The organism is Ruegeria sp. CF3, from assembly GCF_056537365.1.
In genome coordinates, this window is record NZ_JBQFRK010000002.1 from 348,876 (window position 1) to 370,843 (window position 21,968).

Annotated in this window: 16 protein-coding genes; 7 read left to right on the forward strand and 9 right to left on the reverse strand. The window is 55.0% G+C overall.

All coding sequences use genetic code 11. The features are described from left to right. Positions 1-3: 3 nt before the first annotated feature. Both ACR0KC_RS09365 and ACR0KC_RS09370 read right to left on the reverse strand, forming a co-directional pair. Complete coding sequence (locus ACR0KC_RS09365; RefSeq protein WP_480706096.1) at positions 4-969, reverse strand: LLM class oxidoreductase; 966 nt, start codon at positions 967-969, stop codon at positions 4-6. Between the two features lie 13 nt (positions 970-982). Further along, a complete protein-coding gene (locus ACR0KC_RS09370) occupies positions 983-1,759 on the reverse strand; it encodes a CmcJ/NvfI family oxidoreductase (protein WP_480796338.1) in 777 nt (258 codons plus the stop codon). Between the two features lie 107 nt (positions 1,760-1,866). On the opposite strand from ACR0KC_RS09370, the gene ACR0KC_RS09375 reads away from it, so the two are divergent. Beyond that, the gene (locus tag ACR0KC_RS09375) at positions 1,867-2,778 is read left to right on the forward strand and encodes a LysR family transcriptional regulator (protein WP_480771767.1); all 912 of its coding nucleotides are present in this window, start codon (positions 1,867-1,869) and stop codon (positions 2,776-2,778) included. Between the two features lie 571 nt (positions 2,779-3,349). On the opposite strand, the gene ACR0KC_RS09380 is transcribed toward ACR0KC_RS09375, so the two are convergent. Both ACR0KC_RS09380 and ACR0KC_RS09385 read right to left on the reverse strand, forming a co-directional pair. Continuing rightward, positions 3,350-5,722, reverse strand: a complete 2,373-nt coding sequence (locus ACR0KC_RS09380) for a 1-deoxy-D-xylulose-5-phosphate synthase N-terminal domain-containing protein (protein ID WP_480771768.1) — start codon at positions 5,720-5,722, stop codon at positions 3,350-3,352. Between the two features lie 14 nt (positions 5,723-5,736). Continuing rightward, positions 5,737-6,936: a methionine gamma-lyase gene (locus tag ACR0KC_RS09385; protein WP_480577263.1), complete on the reverse strand. Its 1,200-nt coding sequence runs from the start codon at positions 6,934-6,936 to the stop codon at positions 5,737-5,739. Positions 6,937-7,051: 115 nt separating this feature from the next. Here ACR0KC_RS09385 and ACR0KC_RS09390 point away from each other — a divergent pair, with 115 nt between their 5' ends. The 6 genes from ACR0KC_RS09390 to ACR0KC_RS09415 all read left to right on the forward strand — a co-directional run bounded on the left by ACR0KC_RS09390 (position 7,052) and on the right by ACR0KC_RS09415 (position 12,581). Next, positions 7,052-7,507 (forward strand): Lrp/AsnC family transcriptional regulator, encoded by a 456-nt coding sequence (locus tag ACR0KC_RS09390; RefSeq protein ID WP_170554944.1) that lies wholly within the window; start codon positions 7,052-7,054, stop codon positions 7,505-7,507. Between the two features lie 140 nt (positions 7,508-7,647). Continuing rightward, the gene (locus ACR0KC_RS09395; protein WP_480771769.1) at positions 7,648-8,049 is read left to right on the forward strand and encodes a helix-turn-helix domain-containing protein; all 402 of its coding nucleotides are present in this window, start codon (positions 7,648-7,650) and stop codon (positions 8,047-8,049) included. Between the two features lie 939 nt (positions 8,050-8,988). Continuing rightward, positions 8,989-9,876, forward strand: a complete 888-nt coding sequence (locus ACR0KC_RS09400) for a LysR family transcriptional regulator (RefSeq protein ID WP_480577269.1) — start codon at positions 8,989-8,991, stop codon at positions 9,874-9,876. A gap of 106 nt (positions 9,877-9,982) precedes the next feature. Further along, complete coding sequence (gene wrbA / locus ACR0KC_RS09405) at positions 9,983-10,606, forward strand: NAD(P)H:quinone oxidoreductase (RefSeq protein WP_480577271.1); 624 nt, start codon at positions 9,983-9,985, stop codon at positions 10,604-10,606. A gap of 58 nt (positions 10,607-10,664) precedes the next feature. After that, positions 10,665-11,561, forward strand: a complete 897-nt coding sequence (locus ACR0KC_RS09410) for an EamA family transporter (RefSeq protein ID WP_480771770.1) — start codon at positions 10,665-10,667, stop codon at positions 11,559-11,561. A gap of 504 nt (positions 11,562-12,065) precedes the next feature. Then, positions 12,066-12,581 (forward strand): hypothetical protein, encoded by a 516-nt coding sequence (locus tag ACR0KC_RS09415; protein ID WP_480577278.1) that lies wholly within the window; start codon positions 12,066-12,068, stop codon positions 12,579-12,581. Positions 12,582-13,127: 546 nt separating this feature from the next. Here the strand turns inward: ACR0KC_RS09415 and ACR0KC_RS09420 are convergent. From ACR0KC_RS09420 to ACR0KC_RS09440, 5 genes are read right to left on the reverse strand one after another with little or no spacing between them, the layout of a single operon-like run. Then, positions 13,128-15,200, reverse strand: a complete 2,073-nt coding sequence (locus ACR0KC_RS09420) for an AIPR family protein (protein ID WP_480577281.1) — start codon at positions 15,198-15,200, stop codon at positions 13,128-13,130. A 4-nt stretch (positions 15,201-15,204) separates the two neighbouring features. Next, complete coding sequence (locus ACR0KC_RS09425) at positions 15,205-16,200, reverse strand: PD-(D/E)XK motif protein (protein ID WP_480771771.1); 996 nt, start codon at positions 16,198-16,200, stop codon at positions 15,205-15,207. Then, entirely contained in the window at positions 16,184-18,892 is a 2,709-nt protein-coding gene (locus ACR0KC_RS09430) for a Z1 domain-containing protein (RefSeq protein WP_480577288.1), read from the reverse strand. The genes ACR0KC_RS09425 and ACR0KC_RS09430 overlap by 17 nt, the downstream gene beginning before the upstream one ends. Then, positions 18,889-20,373 carry an ATP-binding protein gene (locus tag ACR0KC_RS09435; RefSeq protein WP_480706113.1) on the reverse strand — a complete coding sequence of 495 codons (1,485 nt, stop codon included), beginning with the start codon at positions 20,371-20,373 and terminating at the stop codon, positions 18,889-18,891. Before ACR0KC_RS09435 ends, ACR0KC_RS09430 begins: the two co-directional genes overlap by 4 nt. Next, positions 20,370-21,968, reverse strand: coding sequence for a DNA cytosine methyltransferase (locus ACR0KC_RS09440; RefSeq protein ID WP_480577294.1), 1,599 nt, complete (start codon positions 21,966-21,968; stop codon positions 20,370-20,372). Before ACR0KC_RS09440 ends, ACR0KC_RS09435 begins: the two co-directional genes overlap by 4 nt.

Here is a 21,968-nt window from a genome sequence, read left to right on the forward strand (position 1 = left end):
CCTTTAGGAAAAGTCGGGCAGTACGGTATCCGCCAGGTGTTCGAGCGTTGTATCGATGGGCGCTTGATTGAACCGTAGGTTCAGTGCAACGTGATTGACCCCAAGCGTTTCTATTTCACGTAGATAGCTACGCAGGAAATCGGTGCCAGACTGAAACCCAAGATGGATCGGGCGCGGTGGTGCGGCGTGATCGGCAACGACATCGATATACAGGGATTGCATGACAGGCTTGTCTGGCTGGCCCGCTTCCTTCCCGCGCCTCCGATAGTCCGCAATAACCTGCCTTTGAGCAGTCGCATTGCGCGGATAGGTCATCCAACCATCGCCGTTCTGCGCCACCCAATCGGGGGATTGCTGGCTACCACCCGTAATAATCATCGGCAGGCGGGTCCCATGCGGCTTTGGCAGCAGGTCAATCCCGCCAGACAGCGTACCCTGCGCACTTTCACGCTCGGGATAGTCCAATCCAACGGCGCGGATGTAGTCAAAGCTGTCGCGGAAACGTGCCCCGCGGTCATCATAGCTCTGGTTCATAGCCGGATACTCCTCAGGCCGGTCCCCGGAGGCTACACCCAAGAGCAACCGTCCGCCCGAGAGCACATCCGCGCTCGCCGCCGCCTTGGCTACATGAGCGGGGTGACGCAATGGCAGGATCACGCTCGCCGTTCCAAGGGCAATTCGGTCCGTCACCGCAGCAAGCGCACCCAGATAGACAAATGGATCGAAAATCTGTCCTGCATCACCAAAGCTTGGAACGTTGAATGGCACGTCGCGCAGCCAAAGTGATGCAAACCCGAGGTTCTCCGCTTTCCGAGCCGCTTCCAGATGATCCCGAAGCGTCGGCTCTGCACCGACTGCATATGCTTCGAGCGGCAACACAAGGCCAACGCTTAGCCGTCCCGGTCGAAATACCTGGTTATAGGCCACGTTGATTTGGGCAAAATCAGCAGGCTGCATTTTATCCAACATGTCCGGCTCTCCTTTAATAGCGCACCAATGTGCGGCTCTCGATGCTTTTGCGAATGGTGTTGACGTTTGAATCTTCGACCATATCAAGCGCACTATGCGCGATCGACGGAGCACCTTGATTGTCATAGATGTTGAAGATCGCGACCTCATCCGGCGTCATCTTCGATTGATAAATCCATTCATGCCTGGGGTTTCCTACCAGCCCCATTATTTGCCCATTGCGGTCGGGATAGATCAGGTCCAGTAAGATCCAGTCAGACGGTTCAACTGATGACGGGCGAACAAAGCCCAGGGGTGCTGAGTTGATAGGATGATTCACAGGGCGCCACACATTAATAAAAGCATAGTGACCGCGCGCCCACTCCGCTGCGGCCTCGGCACCCAAAAGATCGACAAGCCGCTGTTCGGCTCCGTCCTTGCTATAGTCACTGTGGACGTTGCGCGCGGGTTTGCGCGTCGCTCCTGGGTCATCTATCCGAACCGTGTGATCAAAAACCACAACCTCGCGCGCACCTAACTTGTTCGAGAGCATTGCCGTTAGCTCCGCATCGTATGTCGGTTTCCAGACCTCGCCGGTAAAATCTTGTATCTGCGTTTCCAGCAGCGCGAACTCAACAGCATCAGACGCGAATGTAACTGTGTTGCTCGTGGTGCGGGCATCTGTCAATGCAACAGCCGTGCTGGCCAGTTCGGGCGAAATCAAATTACCAGCAATCCCGCCTGCATCTAGTTCAAAGGCTTGCCGCCAGGGCTTGTGAACGTGGTAGTTGACTGTGGCTGTCCGTGTCATCTGCGTCTCCTTCCCATGCCGAGTTGCATCCATGAAGGGGATTTAACGCTAATCTATTTGCGTATAAACTGCCCATTCATGGATTGATAATTCGGGTTTGCGATATAATGGGGCTTGATACAGACGCGCTGAGATTGTTTGTAGCGGCGGCAGAAAGGCTGAACATCAGTGCGGCGGGGCGCGCTTTGGGCATGGCTCCAGCTGTCTCGAGCGCAAAGCTTGCCAAGTTGGAGCAAAGCCTGGGTTCCGAACTGTTACATCGCACAACGCGCAAGGTGTCGCTGTCTGTTGAAGGTGCCGATTTCCTGCCCTTCGCCCGAGAGATTATTGCGCAGGAAGAGGCAGCACTTACGGCGTTGGGCAAACAAACAGCGACCATCCGCGGTACATTGCGTTTCGCTGCGCCCAGCACCTTTGCTCAGCTCTACATTGCACCAATCCTGCCGAAATTTCTTAAACAGCACCCCGATCTGACGCTCGATTTGCGCCTGTCGGATGTGCAGTTCGATCTTATCGAGGGGAGTTACGACCTTGCACTAAGAAATGCGCCGCTTGTTGACACCAGCCTGAAAGGCCGAAAATTGGCTGATGACCGACGCATACTGTGCGCCGCGCCGCACTATCTTGACACATACGGCACACCCAAAACACCTGCCGATCTGAAAAGCCACCACCTGATCGCTTTCCAAAATCGCCAATTGCGCACGCTAATGGGTAAGGCAGGTGAGAAAGCCGCATTTGACCCAGCGGTGGCTAAGGGTCAATTGATCATAGACGACGGCCAAAGCCAGGTCTGCGCCACTCTGGCCGGCGCCGGAATATCCCTGAACGCACTGTGGAGCGTGTATGATCACCTGAAATCGGGCCGGTTGATGCAAATTCTGCCAGACTTTGAGGCTACGGAAGACAATGTACTATGGCTTATCTATCCCAAGTCCAACGTATTATCCCCCAAAGTTCGGGTATTCATGGATTTTCTGATCGCAGAGATTGGCTCAAATCCACCTTGGGAAACATGATCCCAATATTGGTCAAGCGCGCCTTAAGACATCACGGCACTAGTTTCGAGAAATGCACGGGCAGGGCATGCCTTGTACAATAGCAATAGCAAGGTTTGCCCAGCGGTTAATGAGTTCGCGTGAACGCGGCCAACGCGCTTGTAGCGAGTGACATGAACGACGAGCTGCATCGGAGCATCTTGACGGTTTGCCCAAGACTGGTTCAGGTCATTTTATTGAAAATTCGAAATAGCAGAAATTCAAACCGCCGCAGGCAACATTAGTTAGTAGAAAGGTAATATCCACTGTCAAAACGCAATACACCGTTGCATTTGACACTTGATTTTATTGGTCGGAGTGAGAGGATTCGAACCTCCGACCCCTGCCTCCCGAAGACCGGTGCAGAGGGCCAAGTTATTGATTTTTAGTCAAAGGAGCCCTGTTTTCCGGGCGTTATCGCCAATCAAACCAGCCAAGTTCAGGTTCGGCAGGTTCATTGAACCTAAGAGCACTGTCTACATGGTCCGCTAGTTTTCTTGGTCTATGCTCAGTGCTAGTTTGTTCTCTACATTATTGCCCAGGTCCAGCCCAATTATGCACGGTGAAGAGCCCTGCCATGGGTCAGCCCATTCACTTTCTCCAGAATAGCGTCTGCGTCAATGCAGTGGTGGCGATATAGATCGCCGATTGTTCCGGTCTGACCAAAATGCTCGACGCCCATGGGAATAGTCTGATGTCCAAGCACTGCCCCGAGCCAGGATAGAGTTGCAGGATGACCATCGATAACGGTGACAAGCTTGCAGTGTGGCGGAAGGTCGGACATCAGGGTTTCGATGTGAGAGCGTGCCGCTCGATTACCACGCGAACGTGCTCGTTGAGCGGCGGTCCATCCGGCATTCAGGCGATCTGCCGATGTCACGGCCAACACACCAATGTCGCGACGGCCTTCGCCAATCATACCGGCGGCCTTAATTGCCTCCGGCGCGACTGCTCCTTGATAGGCAATTACAACTTCGCAATTGGGCCCGGGTTTTCGTAGCCAATAGGCCCCATCGATGGCGCCATGGCGGAACTCATCGTCGACACGTTTGCCGGGCTGTTCAATCGGGTTGGTGGTCAGGCGCAGGTAAACAGACCCTCCAGTTTCATCGCGCAGCCATGTGCGTTCGTCGGGCTGTCCTTCGCCGTCGCGCTGCATGTAATCAAAGGCCCACTCGATGATCACTGCCAATTCGTCGGCAAAGGCGGGTTCGAAAGCGGCCAGCCCGTCTTGGCTCATCCCGATCAGCGTTGTTCCAACGGATTGGTGCGCTCCACCTTCGGGGGCCAATGTAACGCCCGATGGTGTGCCAACCAGCATGAAGCGCGCGTCCTGATAACAGGCGTAATTCAGCGCATCGAGGCCGCGGCTGACAAATGGATCATAGACGGTGCCAATTGGGATCAGCCGCTTACCGAACAGGGAATGCGACAGGCCCGCCGCTCCCAGAAGCAACATGAGGTTCATTTCGGCGATACCAAGCTCGATATGCTGCCCTTCGGGCGTGAATTCCCATTTCGCCGTCGAAGGGATCCGGTGTTCTATGAAGGCGTCGGATTGTTCGGATCGGGCAAATAGCTTGCGCCTGTTCACCCAAGGACCAAGGCTTGTCGTGCCTGTCACATCTGGGGAGGTCGTCACTATGCGTTCGGCCATTGGGCCGTCGCCTTTGGACAGATCGTCAAGGATCTTGCCAAACGCCATCTGGGTCGAGATTTCGCGGCTGGTGTCGATTTCGATTGGCGGCACTTCCAGCTTGCCATCAAAATAGCGGCGCGGACCCTTGGCAAAGAAAGGCGTATTTGCAAGGAAATCCTTGAGCTTTTCTGGGTCCTGCACTGTTGCAAGCGGCTCCCATTCTTCGCCCTTCGGCACACCCATATGCGACTGCCACGCGGCAAACTGGCTATTGTTCATCAGCCCGCCGTGATTGTCCTTGTGGCCCGCAATGGGGGTGCCCCATCCTTTGACGGTGTAGGCTAGGAAGCACGTTGGGCGATCATGATCGATGGCGGCAAATGTCTGGGCCATGGTCTCGACGCAGTTGCCGCCGAGATTCTCCATCAGGGCCGCGAGCTCCGCGTCCGTGCGCCGTTCGATCAGAGCGGTCACATCTCCCTGATCCCCCAGATCGTCCAAGAGGCGCTGCCGCCAATTCGCGCCACCCATGAAAGTCAAAGCGGAGTAGTCCTGGTTTGGACACGCATCGATCCAGTCACGCAGGCGGTTGCCGCCGGGCTCTTCAAAGGCCGCGCGTTGCAGAACCCCATATTTGACACGCACGACATCCCAGCTGAACGCATCGAAGATTTTCTCGATCCGTTCGAACAGCCCTTCCCGGACGATACCGTCCAGTGACTGTCGGTTGTAATCGATGATCCACCACGTGTTTCGCAGGTCGTTCTTCCAGCCTTCCTGCAACGCCTCGTAAACGTTGCCTTCGTCCAGTTCGGCATCGCCCACGAGGGCCACCATACGTCCCATTGGGGCGTCTGAGCCCCAGCTTTTGACCCTGATGTAATCCTGAATGATCGAGGCAAACGAGGTGATCGCGACACCCAGACCCACTGACCCGGTCGAGAAATCAACATCGTCGATATCCTTGGTCCGGCTGGGATAACTTTGCACACCCCCGAACCCGCGAAAATTCTCCATCTTCTCGCGCGTTTGATTGCCCATGAGATATTGCATCGCGTGAAAAACTGGCGAGGCATGGGGTTTGACTGCAACCCGGTCTTCTGGACGCAAGGCCGAGAAATAGAGCGCGGTCATAATCGACACCATCGAAGCAGACGAAGCCTGATGGCCACCGATCTTGATCCCATCCACCTTTGGTCGGACATGGTTGGCATGGTGGATCATCCAATGAGACAACCACAGCAGGCGCTGTTCGACGATCTTCAGTTGGGTGGGATCAATGTGCATGGCGGTCTCCGGGTTCAGGCGGCGCTGCGAGCAGGGTAGGGCAAAGCCTGTTCTAGGTCTGCAAGGATATCTTCGACATCCTCCAGCCCGACGGACAGGCGGATCAGGCCATCGCTGATCCCATGCTCGGCCCGCTCTTCTGGGGTATACGTCGAATGCGTCATAGATGCAGGGTGCTGGATCAGTGTTTCCGCGTCGCCCAAGGACACAGCGCGCTGAATCATGTTCAGGCGGTTCATGAACTCAATCCCACCGGACAGGCCGGACTTAATTTCAAATGCAATCATAGCGCCGGGTTGGGACATCTGGCGCTGTGCGACATCATGCTGGGCGAAACTCTCAAGACCGGGGAAATAAACCTCACCGACGGCGGGGTGCGCTTCGAGGAATTCCGCGGCGACCTTGGCGGACGCACAGTGACGATCCAGACGTAGGTTTAGTGTTTTCAGCCCTCGCAGGATCAACATTGCGTTGAAAGGAGCCATCACTGCACCTGTCATGTCCTTCATCCCAACAAGGCGGATTTCAGCAATCTGTTCGGCAGTTCCGACAACCAGACCGGCGACAACATCGCCATGTCCGCCCAGGTATTTGGTAGCGGAGTGCAGAACGATATCTGCACCATGCTCGATCGGGCGGGTCAGATACGGGCTGGCATAAGTGTTGTCGACGACAACCGTCGCACCGACCGAATGCGCAATCTCTGCGCTGGCGGCGATGTCCACCAAGCGCATGTTCGGATTGGCCGGTGTTTCGAAATAGACAACGCGGGTTTTGTCAGAAACGGCCGCTTTCAAGTTCTCAGGATCTGTCATGTCGACATGCGTGATCGTAACACCCCATTTCGCCAAACCGTGGCGCATGAAGGCGAAGGTGCAGCCATAGAGCGTTTTGTCCACGATAACTTCGTCACCTGGCGACAGCAGCGTCCAGAGCACTGCCGTGATCGCCCCCATGCCGCTTGATAGAGCTAACCCGGCCTCGGCCCTCTCAAGCACGGCAATGCGTTGTTCAAGAAGGTCGCATGTGGGGTTCGAAATGCGGCTGTAGATATGACCTTCACGCTCGCCGGCGAACATCTCTCCACCAGCCTCTGCGGTTTCAAAGGTAAACGTGGACGTCAAATGCAGCGGTGGTGTCAGCGCACCATCATTTTCCAGTGGGTTGTAAGCGTGGTGAATGGCGCGGGTGGCAAATCCGGTTGAACGAGTCATTGCAAGCTCCTGAATCATGTTGGAGCCAGTTTGCGCCTTTACTTTGAGCTAATGGTTGCTAAATATGCCAACTTGATCGGCGATATTGGCATATTCTGCCAAGAAAGAGGGTGAAATGGACGCTAAGGATAGGCAGATTATTCGAGCGCTGCAGCGGGACGGGCGCATGACGAACCAGGATCTTGCCGACGAAGTGAACCTGTCTCCCTCACCGTGTTTGCGTCGGGTCAAAAACCTTGAAGCCAACGGAGTGATAAAGGGATACAGCGCCGACGTTGACGCTGCCGCGTATGGGATGGCCATTACCGTCTTCGTTCGTATCCGGTTAGAGCGACACAATGAAACGGACGTTCAGAACTTCGAAAAGCGTGTTCGGATGATTGATGAAGTTCTTGAATGCCACGTGTTGACCGGGGCGATGGACTATCAGTTGCGGGTTTTGGTATCGGATCTCGAGGCCTACGAGGAATTTATTCGTCACCGAATTCATCCGATCGGTGGGATAGCTTCGATCGATACCAGCTTTGTCTATGGAACAGTGAAAAAGACCGCTGTTTTTCCGCCCGGATAGATGGGCCGAGTTAGAATGAGTCGTTGCCAATCGGCTAAACATTTTAGTTGATTGATTTTTTCCCTCCGCAATTTCCCATTCTCACCGTCGCTATATCAAAGACATGCAGCGCGTGCTGCATCACTTATGAGAGGATAGCGATGATAAACAAACCGTATGGAGACACCCGGATGGCGAAGTATGTCGAACGGAGGGTGCTCGAACTGAAACCTACCAAGAGCCAAGCCGAGATCGCGGCGCAGGTGGGATACGTCAACCCGAACATGATCACGATGATCAAGCAGGGTGGTTCCAAGGTAGCATTGGATCGCGTCCCGGCTTTGGCGAAAGCTCTGGAATGCGACGCTGCCTACCTTATGCGCCTCGCAATTGAGCAGTCGATCGGCCTGACTGCAGCCGAGGCAGTCGTCGAGGTGTTCGGAGAACCTATCACGTCGAATGAACTTGGCTGGCTGAAAGCAATACGCAAGGCCTCCAACAACACCGATCCTCGGCTGACCAGCCGGTCAGAGACGGCGATCAAGACTATCTTCGGGAGGTAGGAGCCATGTATGACCAGAAAGATGTCCTGACATTGAATGAGCGCGCCTGGTTGCGGTTCCTGCGCGACGTGAGCAACGGCAGAGATCCTGAACCTACCTTACAGAGAGTGCAGCTATTGAGGCGCCTTTGTCGACCTCACAAAGAAAAATGGAATGGGTTTCCGAGATTGCGGCGAGGAATGGCTGGTGAACCCTGCCTCGCCGGGTCTCTCGCTGATTGAACTGAGGCTGCACAAGGTTGACAAAGGTTTACATTCGCCTTCCCGGGATCGACGGAATGTAAACCTTTCGACCTAAAAACACCTCAAATCAGGCCAAAAGGTTTACACTAAGTTTACATTAAGTTGACAAATCTGGACCGGAATCAGGTTTTTCAGACCAAAATGTAAACTACTGAACCAGACAAACCCATAAAAACAACGGTTCTCAGAAAACACATATCCGAAAACAGGCCAGAAAAGCGCGCACAGCGACGAAACACAGACCAGACTGCCCACACACATAAGTGAACGGACGTAACTCAGGCCTGCTCACAACGCTCCTGAGAGATAACCACATTGAGAGCGTAAGCACAGGTCTATGCCAGGCAGTGTATTGAGCTACTCCGGAGAGAAGAAACCGACGATTGCTAATAGTGGGGGATTAGTCGTGAATAGTGAGCTGCACCGTATAGAGGCTGACTGTGCCTAGATATGCCAAGTAGTGCTATGTCCGTCCTAAAAGCTGGTAATCTAATAGGGAGGCTGGTGACGGGAGATTGTAGGGAGGAGCTCTCAGAACCGAAAACTGTTCCCGAGCTCAAGTTCACAGGTGTGATGGATGCTCCGCAAACAGAATTGAACTGGATCAGCTCGACCTGAAAGAATGTGAGTTTGGGCATGTCGTAGACCCGATCTATCGCGTAACACATCAAAAGCAGCTTTTTCGAAGGGTGATAACTTGGACAAACTGTCAGTCATGCAAGCTTTTCGCCGTATCGTTGAACGCGGCAGCTTTGCCCGTGCGGCGGAAGACCTTGGTGTTTCTCCTGCGCTTCTCAGCAGAGAAATCAAGCTTCTGGAAGAAAGTCTGGGAACCGTCCTCCTCACCAGAACGACCCGATCTATGTCACTGACTGACACCGGCAGTCTCTATTACCAAGATGCAATTGGAATACTCGACGCTGTCGAAAAAACGGAACAGACCATCAGGGAAGGTGCAAAAGCGATGCGTGGGCACCTTCGGGTGAATGCGTCAAGTTCCTTCGGCCAAACCGTTATCGCACCGATGCTTCCAGAGTTCTTGGAAACCTATCCCGATCTGCGATTTACTCTTTCGATGGACGACAAGGTGATCGATATGGTCGAGGGCGGGTTCGATCTATCGATACGTATCCGTGCTGCCATGCCGGATTCGGCACTTGTTGCCCGACGGATCGGCGTGATGCGGCAAAGAATATTTGCGTCTCCTGACTATTTGGAGCGATGCGGGACGCCGACCCAGCCGGCGGATCTGAAAAACCACGCAATCATCGGCTTTTTGCTTGCTGATCATTTGACGAGCTGGAAGCTCTCGGCTGCCAACTGCGTCACATCATTGGAACTTGATCCGCGTGTGAGGGTTGGTAACAGCCTCGTTTTGCGTGATCTGCTGATAGCCGGGCAAGGCATCGGAACTCTGCCCGAGTTCGTTTCTGATGCTCCTGAAGCTAGCGGGGCCTTGGTGAGAGTTCTTCCTGACCACGAACTGCCCGCGCCGGAAGTATTCGCCGTTACTGCATCTCGCTTGGGAATGGATGCAAAGGTCACAGCCTTTCTTGATCATCTGCGTCTGGCTCTCAGGTCCTGACATTATTCAATACAGGTAAAGAGTGATGTCAAAGAGCGCGACTTAATTGGCGGCGCAACAAATTCCATTCTCTCAGGGAACAAGTCACAGCCCTGAGAGGTATCCTATGTCACGTATTCTCGTTCTCTACTATTCAAGCTATGGCCACGTCCGCACATTGGCCGATGCCGAAGCTGAAGGCGCCAGAAGTGTTCCCGGCACCGAAGTTGACGTTCGGCGTGTGCCCGAAACTGTCCCTGAGGAAGTCCGCCAGCAGGCTGGCTATGTCGTAGATGATACACCTGCCGCCTTGCCGACAGATCTGGAAAACTATGATGCAATCATCATTGGAACACCGACCCGATTTGGCATGATGGCTGGCCAAATGAAGTCTTTCCTTGATCAGGCCGGAGGGCTTTGGGCAAGGAACGCACTGGTTGGTAAGGTCGGGGCGGTCTTTGCATCAACAGGTTCGCAACACGGTGGGCACGAGGCCACCCTTCTGACAACGCAAGTCCCTCTTCAACACTTTGGGATGCTGATTGCCGGAATGCCATACACATTTGCTGGCCAGACTACATCAGAAGAAATCATTGGCGGCGCACCATATGGTGCCGGAACGATCGCCGGTGCTGATGGTTCCCGCACACCTACTGAAACCGACCTAGCCGGAGCGCGGTTCCAGGGCGCTCATGTTGCAAGTATTGCAGCGTGCCTCGTTGGATCAAACCTCCAAGCGAAAGCAGCGTAACCCGCGCGCCTCTGACGTCTCACTCAAATTCTCAAACGCCTCAGCCGGGAGACATACCATGTCACGCTCAACCGATATTCTACTCACCTCACTCGCCCCAGCGGTATGGGGAAGCACTTATCTGGTAACTACCGAAGCGCTCCCGGCTGGCTATCCGATTACCCTGGCTGCGTTACGAGCTCTGCCTGCTGGCTTGTTGCTGCTTGCAATGACGCGCAGTGTTCCATCACGCGAATGGCTCGGTCGAGTTTTCGTTTTAGGCAGCCTCAATTTCGCTCTGTTCTGGGTGCTCCTCTTCGTTGCTGCGTATAGGTTGCCCGGTGGTGTGGCCGCCACCCTGGGATCGTTGCAAGCAATGATCGTGATTTTGATGGCGTGGGGATGGTTGGGAACCCCAATCCGACTTAGTGCGCTCGGCGCCGCAGCGACTGGCGTAATGGGTGTGTCTCTGCTGCTGATCGGACCAGAAGCACAACTTGATTGGATCGGTATAGCAGCGGGTTTGGGAGGAGCTGCGTCAATGGCTGCTGGCACTGTTCTCAGCCGGAAATGGCAACCTCCGGTCTCGGCGCTGAGTTTCACAGCGTGGCAATTAACAGCCGGTGGTTTGATACTGCTGCCAGTCGCACTGTTCCTTGAGCCGCCTCTACCTGCGCTCAGCGCGACAAATGTCGCCGGCCTTATTTGGCTTGGGTTGATCGGTGCTGCAGCAACCTATGCGCTTTGGTTTCGTGGCATTGCGCGCCTGGAGCCCAGTGCAGTCTCGATGCTCGGCATGATGAGTCCTGTAACAGCTGTCGTGCTCGGCTGGGTATACTTGGGACAAACGCTTAGCCTCACTCAGTCTATAGGAGCAGCCATAGTTATCGGCTCTGTTGTGGTCGGCCAGAGCGTGAGTCGAAGGGGCAATTCGGGTTTGAAAAAATGGAGACCAGCAACAGCTGGATCTGTCTGATGGGTGCTGACTCGCAAACAATGGGCCCGATCACTCAAGTGAGTGAGGAATGGTTCAGCGCTTCGCTTTAGACCGTTCGCCAGAGCCCAACAATATCGATGTCCTAGGTTTCCCGGCGCATGATAAAGGGGATGGGTTCTGGCGCCACAGCGTTTGGATGGTCCAAAACTCCCATTAGCGATTTGGCATTGTGGAACAACAAACCAAACGCTGAACACGCTCAGCGTGCATGTATCATTCTGTGATTGGCAAAATTCAGGTGACCCAATTTGATTGCGAAAGCATGACAGTTGTCTGGTCCATGGGGACGATTGCTACCTGTGCCTGCAGACGGTAACCTAATGTGCTTTCTAGAAAGCCCTTCAGTAGGTCTGGCGAGTTTCCCGATTGCTCGGTCAGTTCCGGCACCTCGGGATGTGGAAACTTTTTGTCTGAGGTTACGCATCCCGAGAACGAGCTTGCTATAATTTTATCTAGAACAAAATCATCCAAGGAGCCAAATACATGAAGGACTGGGCAGTTTGGGACGAAAATGGCCGCAGCAGGTGCCATTCCCTGCATCAGCGCATGCGCCGGGAGCTGCGCACCAAATTGCTCGACTACGATTTCACCCACTTCATCACGCTGGCATCTAATTACCAACCCTTGGGGTATACGCAAATGCGTGTGTTGCTGAAAGAGTGGGATGCACGTGTAAACCGCGAGATTAATGGGCCAAAGTGGGGCAAGCGCCCGGACGAGCGACTGGTATGGTTTGCCTTCCCGGAAAAGTTGGATGTGAACCCCCACTGGCACATGATTGTGCAAGTGGATCCAGACATCGAGTCTTCCGCACGAGCCGCTCGCACCGAGCGTTTGCCCGAGATCGGGAATATGCATTGGCTGAGCCTAGTGCGTCAGGGGTCTTTTGACTGCCAGAGCATTGAATCTGCTGGAGTTATCCGGTATATTACGAAAATGAACGCAGAGGAGACGCACTTCGAAAAATTCGTTGTGTTTCGGGAGTTCATGAACATCTAGGTAACCGCCAGGGGCCTGTCTGCAACGCTGCAGGTGACCAGCTACTTCCTTTTCAAGCCATCTTAATGCGACCTGCACTTGGGTCGTAATGCTTTTCTATCGCTTGGAGGAAGGGAACGAGTTGCCAGCAATCAGAACTCTATAGCTAGGAAAGTGACTTGGCTGAGCGCCGACCGAAGGGAGGTGCTCATCGGACCGAGAGAGGCCGAAGGCCACGCGAGGGAGAACGCGATCGGAAGGAAGGAGGCTGCTAAGAATGAGAGATCCGCGTCTACAATCTGTTTAGGTTCGCCTTTGCGTCGTTTGAGGGGCGCAACTCGGAGGTCGTCCACAAGAAACTGACCGGCCAAACTAACAATTGTCCTAGCAATATCTGAAACGCGTTTCGGCAAATCCCGCGCCACAATCAACGGGTCAATGAACAACTAATAAGGAACTTGTTCGGGACAAACTCAGTCCGGTTAAGAAGCATGCCCTCTTTGATGCACCATCTGACTAGGGAACAATACGTCCCGGCGATTCAACTACCAAGCGTTGCACATTTCGTCATTTTCTTGAGGGTGCGTATCCCTGCTCTCGCGCCCGCTCCATAACTGCCATCGCCTTGACCGACTGCGCTTCTGACAAAGGTCGCAGCCGAAGCTGTGTAGCCGCCTCTAGGATACCATTCTCGGTGGGAGTGAGACGCATGCTGGAACTGCGTGCCCAGTCCCGCAAAGAAGCCCATTCATGTGATCCAATTTCTGCAACTGTTGCCTGCGCTTGAATTCCGTCAACCATGCGTTGATCGCGACGGCCTTCCGAAGCTCTTTCGCGACGTTCCGCAGTGCCTATCAGAAAGTCCGAAATGTCGCTGCGGAAATCGAGTTCGATTTCCATCGCGGCCTCGACACACGCCTTCCGTTTGGCCCATTCCGTCGGATTACTGCCACCAGTCGGAGGAGACAGGAGATGCATGTGCATGGCTTCTCCGTATTGATCGAGAATATCGATCAGCGGGTCGGGTAGGTCCTGTGCATTCCAGATCTTCTTTAAGTCGATCGACTGTTTCTGCTGTTCGATGTCACGGACAAGCTTCGATATCGCGTAGCAAACCGTGTTCGCGCGGAGGCCACCGGTATACCATGAACCGGCTGCATCCGAGACGATCCGTTCGGTCTTGCGAAAGAAAATCAACTTCGATACCGCGTTGCGGAACCACTCTTCCGAGAAAGCCTCATCGCTCTTGTCCCATTCCTTGCCGATCGCGTGCGCGAAATGGGCGAAGTTCTTCTGCGCGCCGAGGCTCACGATTTCAGGGCGGCCACGCCATGCCATTTCGGCCTTGGCGAGATCGGTCTTAGTGAAGAGCTGTGCCCTAGGATGTTCGAGGTCGAACTTACGCCGCTGAGCCGGTGTCAGGCGGGAGCGGCGGTCTGCGAACTGGCCGCGCGCGCGTTCATAGAACCATCGGCTCTGCGTGAAATTGCCGTCTTTCGCAGGGGCGTAGAGCCGGCGCGATATTTCCTCGATTCGGACGTGGAAGGGGTGATTGGAAAAGAAGTCCGCTGCCGCGATCCGATTTTGACTGTTTGCATATCGGGAAATGTCCGGCACGATCTTTTCGGCCTTTTCCGCATCGACGATGGACAACTTCATCTGGACAAACGTCTTTGACAGATCTGTCCCGGCGCGTAGAGCGGCGTGGATGGATGCGCTGGTCTGCCCTCCATTCACAATCTGCAGATTCGTCAGGCGGGTCATTAATGGGACGCCGTTGCGATGTTCGATCTCGACAGCCTCGGCTGTCGCCGTGATCCCGTTATTGTAGGCGAAAAACATGGAAGGATCTTCCTCGATCGTCTTTCGAATGCCCTTGTTTACGTTGCCGCGCGCTTGCAGAAACACGCGCACGTTCTGTTCGAGAAGGCGAGCTTCCCATCGATCATAAATCGAGGCGAGAACCGATCCGGGAAGTGCGGCGAGATATGCCTCGTAGGGGGAGTCCGGCATATGAGCGGGAAGCACAGGGATCGCGCCTCCATGCTGGTCGAGTTCCACGATAATGTCCTCGCGCCCCATCGCGGAACTCTCGATACGCTCGAGGCGGGTCACATCCCAAACGCTGTAACTGACCGGACGTTCTAAGAACTCCGTCATCTCACGACCATCGACGCGGCTGCTGAGTTTGCGGTCGGTGAGGAGGAGAAGCCGGATCTTCTTTACCGTTGACCAACGCGCTGCGATCATGTCGGCTAACTCGAATCCCGGCGATGTCTCCTCGAGCCGATCTCGCCAATCCTCGTCCAGGGCCGCCTTCAAATATCGGAGAGGCCGCTTGAACTGGTTGTTCAATTCTGTGCCAGTCAACGTCGGCGCATTCGGATCGTCAGCATGATCAACAACGAGAAGAGTCAATTGCTTCGATTTGCGCGGGTCGCCACCCCAACCGTCCACCCGGATACCGGATTGCGGTGTGCCCCGATGGTGAAAATACTCTAGGGTATCGACCTCGCCTGAACCGGTTATCGTATCGGTAACCCGTGCGAAAAATGCCTCTTCCATCGACGTCCCGTTTGCTTCGGACAGAAGCCGGACGTCTTCTCGTAGCATATCGGGATATTGATCGACATCGCTCATGTTGTCATGCTCCCGCTATAAGACGGGCGAAATCTGCTTCGCCCAAATGGAATGGACCCAAGTCCGCCAACGGGAGGTCGTAGGCTACCTCGATCGGGCCGTTGGGGTATACACCGGGCACGATGCGCGGAAAGCCGTGCTCGACCATGTAGGCGTCTACTGCGCGATGTAGCACCCTCATTTCGTATTCGTGTGTGCCGTCGTAGCCTGCTTCTTCGACGGACATTTCGAATGTCTTCGAAACCTGGGGGGCGTCGGAAGCAATGGTGGCTCGGACTTGCCGAACGATCTCGTGCAGATCGATCGCGCCAACGTCATCCTCAGCTGCAGAGGCAAAGGTGTGAACGAGTAGGATCAAACTGTGACCGGGCACATCGGCTAGTTGATGTTCCGACGTGATCCGGATCTTGTTGCGCGCGGCTGCACCACGCGCCTTGCATTCTATGCATAGATCGGAGAGCTCGAAGTCCTTCGGGGCTCGTTGCGAGCCTCGCCATCCTTCAACTGCCGCGTCCAACCCCCTTACTGGCACAATGACATTCAAGATCGTCCAAAGCTCACCAATCAAGCCGAGTTGCGCTTCTCGGCTCAACAAAGTTTTCCGCGCGCCTTTCAAAAGCGCATGCCATTTCCACATCCTTCCGATGAAAGACTGGACCGCTGTCGACTCGTCACCCGCCTTGGCGACCGTTTCGATGATGTCAGCCGAAAGGCGCGTGAAGATGTCCGCGTCGTCCGGGCTTTCCAGGGCGACCGAGAGAATTACCTTGTCGTCTTCAGAGCGCAGCCGTGCCTCGATATCCAGCCCGGCAATTTTCGGGAGAGCGATACCAGAGGTCGCGGCCGGTTCGTGAACAAGAAATAAGATGCGCCGCCCGCGATGGTCGAGCGCACGAAAAACCTCCCAAGGTCTACTTTCCGCTACTAGTCGCCCATTCAGACGGGTGCCGGCTGGCGAAGTCGGAATTTCCGACCACGGATCGTCACTCTTCTCGGTCAAGCGCCTCTCCAACTTCCTCGTCGATCTCGCCGCGGTTCTGCTGCCACCAGATCGTATTAACTTGATAACTCACAGTCTTTCCCTTCTTACTCGATGTCGGGAAGCCGATGGTCCACGCCGTCACAGGTGGTTCTTCAAGCAACTTCCCGGTATCCTTGTCCTGAAGTGCAATGATATGAACCGCGAGAATCGGTCGCGACCGTTTGGCGAGATATGCGCTGTCCGCGATGTTCTTGGTATTTTCATTCTTCGCTTCCTCGCGCACGGTGGCCAATACTTCTTTGTTCATACCGAACCGGACCACCCCGCGCGAGGAGAAGCGGCGACTGGTCGCGACCACCTTGCCGTCCTCGCGGGAGGCCGGCGTCCGGCGCTGCGTGCGCATGGGGTAGCCAAAACCGTGCCATGTAGCCGCATCCGGCTTTTCACTACCTACAAAGACGACGTCCCATTTATCGAGATTTTCGTCCTCTCGCTCCTCGATGTATCGGATGACCGGTTCTGTCTGTGTTCGTTCGGCATCTGAATGATTTCGGAAATCCTGAAGGTAGTCCTTCACGATATCCGAGGGGACTGCCTCGAAAACCCTGCTCTCGCCGTCCATCCTTGAGGGACGATCAGCAAGGCGATCATGAAGTCGGATCGCCGCTTTCCGGTTTTCTTCGGCTTCGTCACCGGGGTGGTTGTCATGGATCACGGTAGTCTCGATGCGGCTCCGCGATAAACTGACATCAACAATGACTTCTTGGCCGCTACCTGCCTTGTTGCGCGCCGTTACCTCCAAGGCCGACGGATGACGCTGAACGCGCAGACCGAAGTCTCGCGGACTTGCTCCTGATGCCGCCATGTAACGCAGATCCTGACGCAGCTCTTCGGAAGCCTCAGCAATATGAGAATACCAGCGCCGGGCCTCATCCTTGATCCAAATGCGGCAAAGATCCTCATAGCCGGGGCGGTAGCCGAACCAGCGTGCCATTTGCAGAAGCGTATCGTAGGCCTTGGAATTTCTAAGGAAATAGCTGATGGTCAACCCTTCGAGCGTCAGACCACGCGATAGAGAATACCCTCCCACCGCGATAGCGGTGACTTGATCGTTTTCCGGGTCCTTTATATCCGGATACTCCAGCTTTTCGCCCGATTTGCTATTGACCTCATAGACCGCGGCCCGTCCGGCAACCCGATCAAGGAGTGGCAGGACGTCGTCCCACTTCACCTCTGCATTTGCGTATTCCTCATCGAAGATCTTTCGCATAGCGGCCACCTCGGCATTCGCCTCGGCTTCCTTAGTTGAAAGCGAACAATGCAGATTCAGTGCCGGGCGAATGATCTCGTTAAGGCGATGACGGATGAGATTCGCAACGTCAGTTTGAACTGCCGTCAAATGCGAAACGTTCACCAGCATCGAATGATGCTTGTCGCGTTGCTTGCGGAGATCGCGTATTGCGCCAACAACTATAAATGTTCGGATAGCCGTCATCAGGCTTTCGGGAAGATCACGGACTTGATGTCCTTTAGGCATTTTCAAAGGTAGATGCGGTTCGTTATCCTCGATGTCGCGTGTCGGGCGTTCAATTTCATCCTCGGGGTCGCCTAGGAAGACCTTTTCTGCACCGTAATAGTTTCCGGGTCGGTCAAGCGCTATGAGGAAGTGTTCCGGGAAAAGGTCGCGTCCAGCCTTTTCGTGCTGAAGGTCAGGATCAATGAAGATGTTGGCAAAAGGCGTCGCGGTAAATGCGACATAGGAACTTTTGCTGAAGAGATTTAATAGGGCGCGGATCTGGCCGTTGATCCGCGAGACTGCCTCCGGCCCTTTCGCGACGTTTATCGAGGCATTGTCGGCCTCATCGTCGATCAAGATCATGGGTTGATTGATCGTCTCACCGCCGTGGGAAAGGTTGAATGCCTTCAGCCAAGTTAGGAAGTTCTTAAGGACGCTGGCATTCTTCTTGATGACGAAGACGATTGGCTCCTTTTCCATGTTCACAAGCGGAATACGCTGATCGGCCTGTCCCTTCCGGAAATCCGCTTGTCGCGTAGTCATGGCACTCGGTTCCCGAGAGGGATTGATCAACCCGACTCCCACACGGCCGTCGTCCCGGATGTTCTCCAACCTCGAGACATCGCTATTTCGCCCAATTAGGCCTTCGTCGATGCGCGTCTGGGTCTGACTTCGCAGATTCTCATGAATCCCAGCGATAATGATGATTACCTTATAGCCTACATCGGCGGCTTTACTGACAAGCGCCGTGTAATTTCCAGTCTTTCCGGCCTGCACATCGCCCATCACCATGCCGCGGCGATCAAAGGGAGCGTCCCCTTGCGGATCGCCGCAGAGCTCGATGACCCGGTTGGTTTTCTCGTTCATGGCTTCAAGAACCGGTCCTGGAAAGCCGGATTGTGCGAGCTGTGTCCGGTAACGTTCCCAGTAGAACCAGTCTGTATTCTGACGCCGCTTTGCGTCGAACCATGGCGTGAAACCCGGAGCCACAAGTGCCGCTCCCGTTTCGACGAGAACGCCATGACGAATACGCATTTCATCGTAGAGTTCGTCAAGATCCTCGCGTTTCACCTCGTCACGCGCGAGCGGAGCATATTTCTCGATCTCGGTCCTCAATTCCTCTTGGGTCCGGTAAGCCTCGATCATAAAATCTCGGACTAGACCGCGGATATTGTCCAGCGTCAGGATGTTCATGGTGCTAGTTTCTCTTGCTCGAGTAGTTCAGTTATTATCTGCTCGTTTCCCGCATAGGGCGGGACAACCTTCAACATTGCTGCGATATCTTTGTTTCCATGTCCCATTTCCCTCAGCTGATCGATCAATTGTCGGCCACTTGACCGAAGCTCGTTCTCATCGAGAATTTCCTGTTTGATATCCGAAAAGTGCTCGGCCATGTCGTGATAGAGCGCCTCGATCGGCAATCCCGCCGCGATAAGCCGCAATATCTCTCCAAATGCGTTCTCCTGCGCTTCCGTCAGGCTATCTGCGAATGCCGCCATTGAAGGATGATCGCCATTCAACGCATAGCTGATCCGATTGTCTGTCTTCGTACGTTGCCAGAGTGGAAGCGGATTCTCATCTGTCAGCTTTGCGCCTCGCTTGCGATAAACTCGCTTGGACTTTCCGCCGAGACCCTCGATCAGTCTTCTGAGATAATCCCGTAGCGCCGGCGGTGGTGATGCGGAGGCCTTGAGCACATCGATCTTCCAAGCCGCGTCGCTCTCATTTCCAATGTCGACCCGGACGCGCGCGAGCTGGGTCAACCGGTGTTGTGGCGCCATCCGGAACCAAGTCGCATGGCGGATCAGGCGCTTGTTCCTGTATAGGTAGAAGCCCTGCGACTTCATGTGGCCTTCTGAAAGGCCCATTCTCTTCCATTCCGCTTCTGAGGAAACCTTGTTTCTGTGCGGCAGTATAAACGGCTGGATCGTGACCGTGCCGCCTGCGATCCGACGGTCCTCCGCCTGCCTGATCGTCGCATCATGCCATTCCGCAAACGGGTCGACAGGCACCAGTTTTCGTCCGTTCATGTTGATGCAAACGGCTTTTCGCCCATGTTCGGATTTCATGAAACGATGGAACACTAGCTCAAGGTGCTTCGAAGCCTCGTCCATTATACGTAAGAAGTTCTGACTTCCCAGTTCCAAACCGACCCTGTCGAGCTTCTCCCATAGGATGAGCGTGCCGTCGTTTGTCAGCAAGTTGGCAAAGCGAATGGTCTCAGCCGACGCGCGTGTTTCGACAACCCACGCATTTCGGGCGACGACAAGGTCCAAATCCCAGATAGCCACTGAAACGGTATCTTCACAGCGGGTCACCACCGTCAAGCGACGACACTGGGAGAATGACGCTGTCTTTAGACCGAGCCCAAACCGCCCCAGATCCTCGGTATTCCGCGTTTCCGTGGGCGATCGGGACCCCGGACGCATCGCCTCTAGGAGTTCCGCTCGCGACATGCCGTTCCCATTGTCGACGATGCCTATTGCGGCATCCTCCGGGTCGGAGTGAACCCGGATCGAAATTTCGGTCGCTTTGGCGGTTAGCGAATTATCAACGATGTCAGCCAGCGCACTCGACATTGTGTAGCCGATGTCTCGAAGGCTCTCGATCAGCGCCCCGGCGTTCGGGCGAACCTCGTGATATGAGGCATCTCCGTCACCAAACCGATCGGTCATGCAGGTATCGTCACTTTCCCTAATTCCCGGGTAGGCTGCGCGGGCGCGTCGAAAACCTTTGCCAATACTGGGTGCAACGCCGCCGCGATCTTCCGCGCGAGGAACGGCGGCACGGCGTTGCCGACTTGGACATATTGCTGAGTCCGGTTCCCCTTGAAGTGATAATTGTCCGGGAAGGTCTGTAACCTTGCCGCCTCGCGGACGGTCATGCTCCGACACTGAGCTGGGTCGGGATGAATGAAATAGTGCCCATCCTTCGACAGGTGACAGGTCACCGTGGACGATGGAAGGTCCCACGGCTGCACCCGGAATCGGTCGTTAAACTTGCCCGATTTCCAATTGTTATGCTTCGGGGCAAGTTCATCCGGGAAATCCCGTGCCTTCGGCGAAATACCCGTCGCCATGGCCCATGAAGAGGCAAAAAGATATCGCTCTATGTCATTAACCATGTGTCCTCGGGTCTCATGAAGTGAAAGGCGGGTTAAGCGACTGTCCTCCAGCCACGATCGCAGATCGTCAGGGCAGGTTTCCGGCAACAGCGTTCCGCCTTTCGTGCCCTTGCGTTTCTCGACGGTTATCTTTTGCAATCTGTCAACGGCACCCAGAGCCCTCACAAATTTTTCTGCGGAATCTCCTTCCAAACCGTGCGACATGGTGGCGATCTTCGTCGCACTTCGCGCGACTGTCCGCTTCCAACCCATGAGATCATCTACGTATCCGCCCCGAGTGCTTATCCCGCTTCGGAGGGGTGGCATTTCAGAGAGGACATCGCGAACTGAGGTTCGCCGTGGAACGCCGTCCAGCCTAGGCGCTTCGAACTCATCCATACCCGAGATAAGGTCACGCCTTAGGCCGACAATGATGACCCGATGACGCGCCTGCGGAACGCCGTGGTCCTCCGCCGCGACAACGAAATCCTTCGGCTGCACATGTCCATGCCGGTCCGCGCTCCCGGACAATGGGAACAACTGATATTCCGCCGCACCGCCACCTGACCTCAGGTCGTCGGTCACCAAGTCAAAGACCTTGCGCTTCTCGATGCTGGACGAAAGCATGCCCTTGACATTTTCCATCACAAAAGCTGCCGGGCGCAGCTTCCTGAGCACGTTGATGTATTCTTGGTAGAGAAGATGGCGATTCTCATCATGCGCGACGTAACCCAGATCACTCGGCTTCCTGCCCCTGCCGGCGAGAGAATAGGCTTGGCAAGGCGGGCCACCGATCAGCACAATGCGATCACCGCGTCGTTTTCGTATTTCGTCGATACGTTGGTCCAGTGCGACGGTGGTTTCCGCGTCCCCCAGCGTGAGATTTAATGTCTCCCGTTCGGCCAGCGCCCATTCCCGCGGGTAGAGGTCCGCCCAGTCCGGCTCAGTGCCACTTTGGTTCATAAAGTCAGTGTATTCGGGCGGGAAGCCCCCATCGAACTGACGCAGGAAAGCCCGCAACCGTAATGTTGCGTGTGCTATCGGGTCCTTCTCTACGGAAACGTCAATTTCGAACTGCCGGCAGCCATGGCTTCTATAGGCGCAAAAGCCCTCTCCAAGGCCGCCGGGCCCCGAGAACAGATCGACAATTCCGAATATCTCTTTCAT

What these genes read in the sequence shown, in the direction of transcription:
- ACR0KC_RS09365 (WP_480706096.1), bottom strand. Translation starts at nt 969, where the DNA reads ATGTTGGATAAAATGCAGCCTGCTGATTTTGCCCAAATCAACGTGGCC.
- ACR0KC_RS09370 (WP_480796338.1), bottom strand. Translation starts at nt 1,759, where the DNA reads ATGACACGGACAGCCACAGTCAACTACCACGTTCACAAGCCCTGGCGG.
- ACR0KC_RS09375 (WP_480771767.1), top strand. Translation starts at nt 1,867, where the DNA reads ATGGGGCTTGATACAGACGCGCTGAGATTGTTTGTAGCGGCGGCAGAA.
- ACR0KC_RS09380 (WP_480771768.1), bottom strand. Translation starts at nt 5,722, where the DNA reads ATGCACATTGATCCCACCCAACTGAAGATCGTCGAACAGCGCCTGCTG.
- ACR0KC_RS09385 (WP_480577263.1), bottom strand. Translation starts at nt 6,936, where the DNA reads ATGACTCGTTCAACCGGATTTGCCACCCGCGCCATTCACCACGCTTAC.
- ACR0KC_RS09390 (WP_170554944.1), top strand. Translation starts at nt 7,052, where the DNA reads ATGGACGCTAAGGATAGGCAGATTATTCGAGCGCTGCAGCGGGACGGG.
- ACR0KC_RS09395 (WP_480771769.1), top strand. Translation starts at nt 7,648, where the DNA reads ATGATAAACAAACCGTATGGAGACACCCGGATGGCGAAGTATGTCGAA.
- wrbA (WP_480577271.1), top strand. Translation starts at nt 9,983, where the DNA reads ATGTCACGTATTCTCGTTCTCTACTATTCAAGCTATGGCCACGTCCGC.
- ACR0KC_RS09410 (WP_480771770.1), top strand. Translation starts at nt 10,665, where the DNA reads ATGTCACGCTCAACCGATATTCTACTCACCTCACTCGCCCCAGCGGTA.
- ACR0KC_RS09415 (WP_480577278.1), top strand. Translation starts at nt 12,066, where the DNA reads ATGAAGGACTGGGCAGTTTGGGACGAAAATGGCCGCAGCAGGTGCCAT.
- ACR0KC_RS09420 (WP_480577281.1), bottom strand. Translation starts at nt 15,200, where the DNA reads ATGAGCGATGTCGATCAATATCCCGATATGCTACGAGAAGACGTCCGG.
- ACR0KC_RS09430 (WP_480577288.1), bottom strand. Translation starts at nt 18,892, where the DNA reads ATGAACATCCTGACGCTGGACAATATCCGCGGTCTAGTCCGAGATTTT.
- ACR0KC_RS09435 (WP_480706113.1), bottom strand. Translation starts at nt 20,373, where the DNA reads ATGACCGATCGGTTTGGTGACGGAGATGCCTCATATCACGAGGTTCGC.
- ACR0KC_RS09440 (WP_480577294.1), bottom strand. Translation starts at nt 21,968, where the DNA reads ATGAAAGAGATATTCGGAATTGTCGATCTGTTCTCGGGGCCCGGCGGC.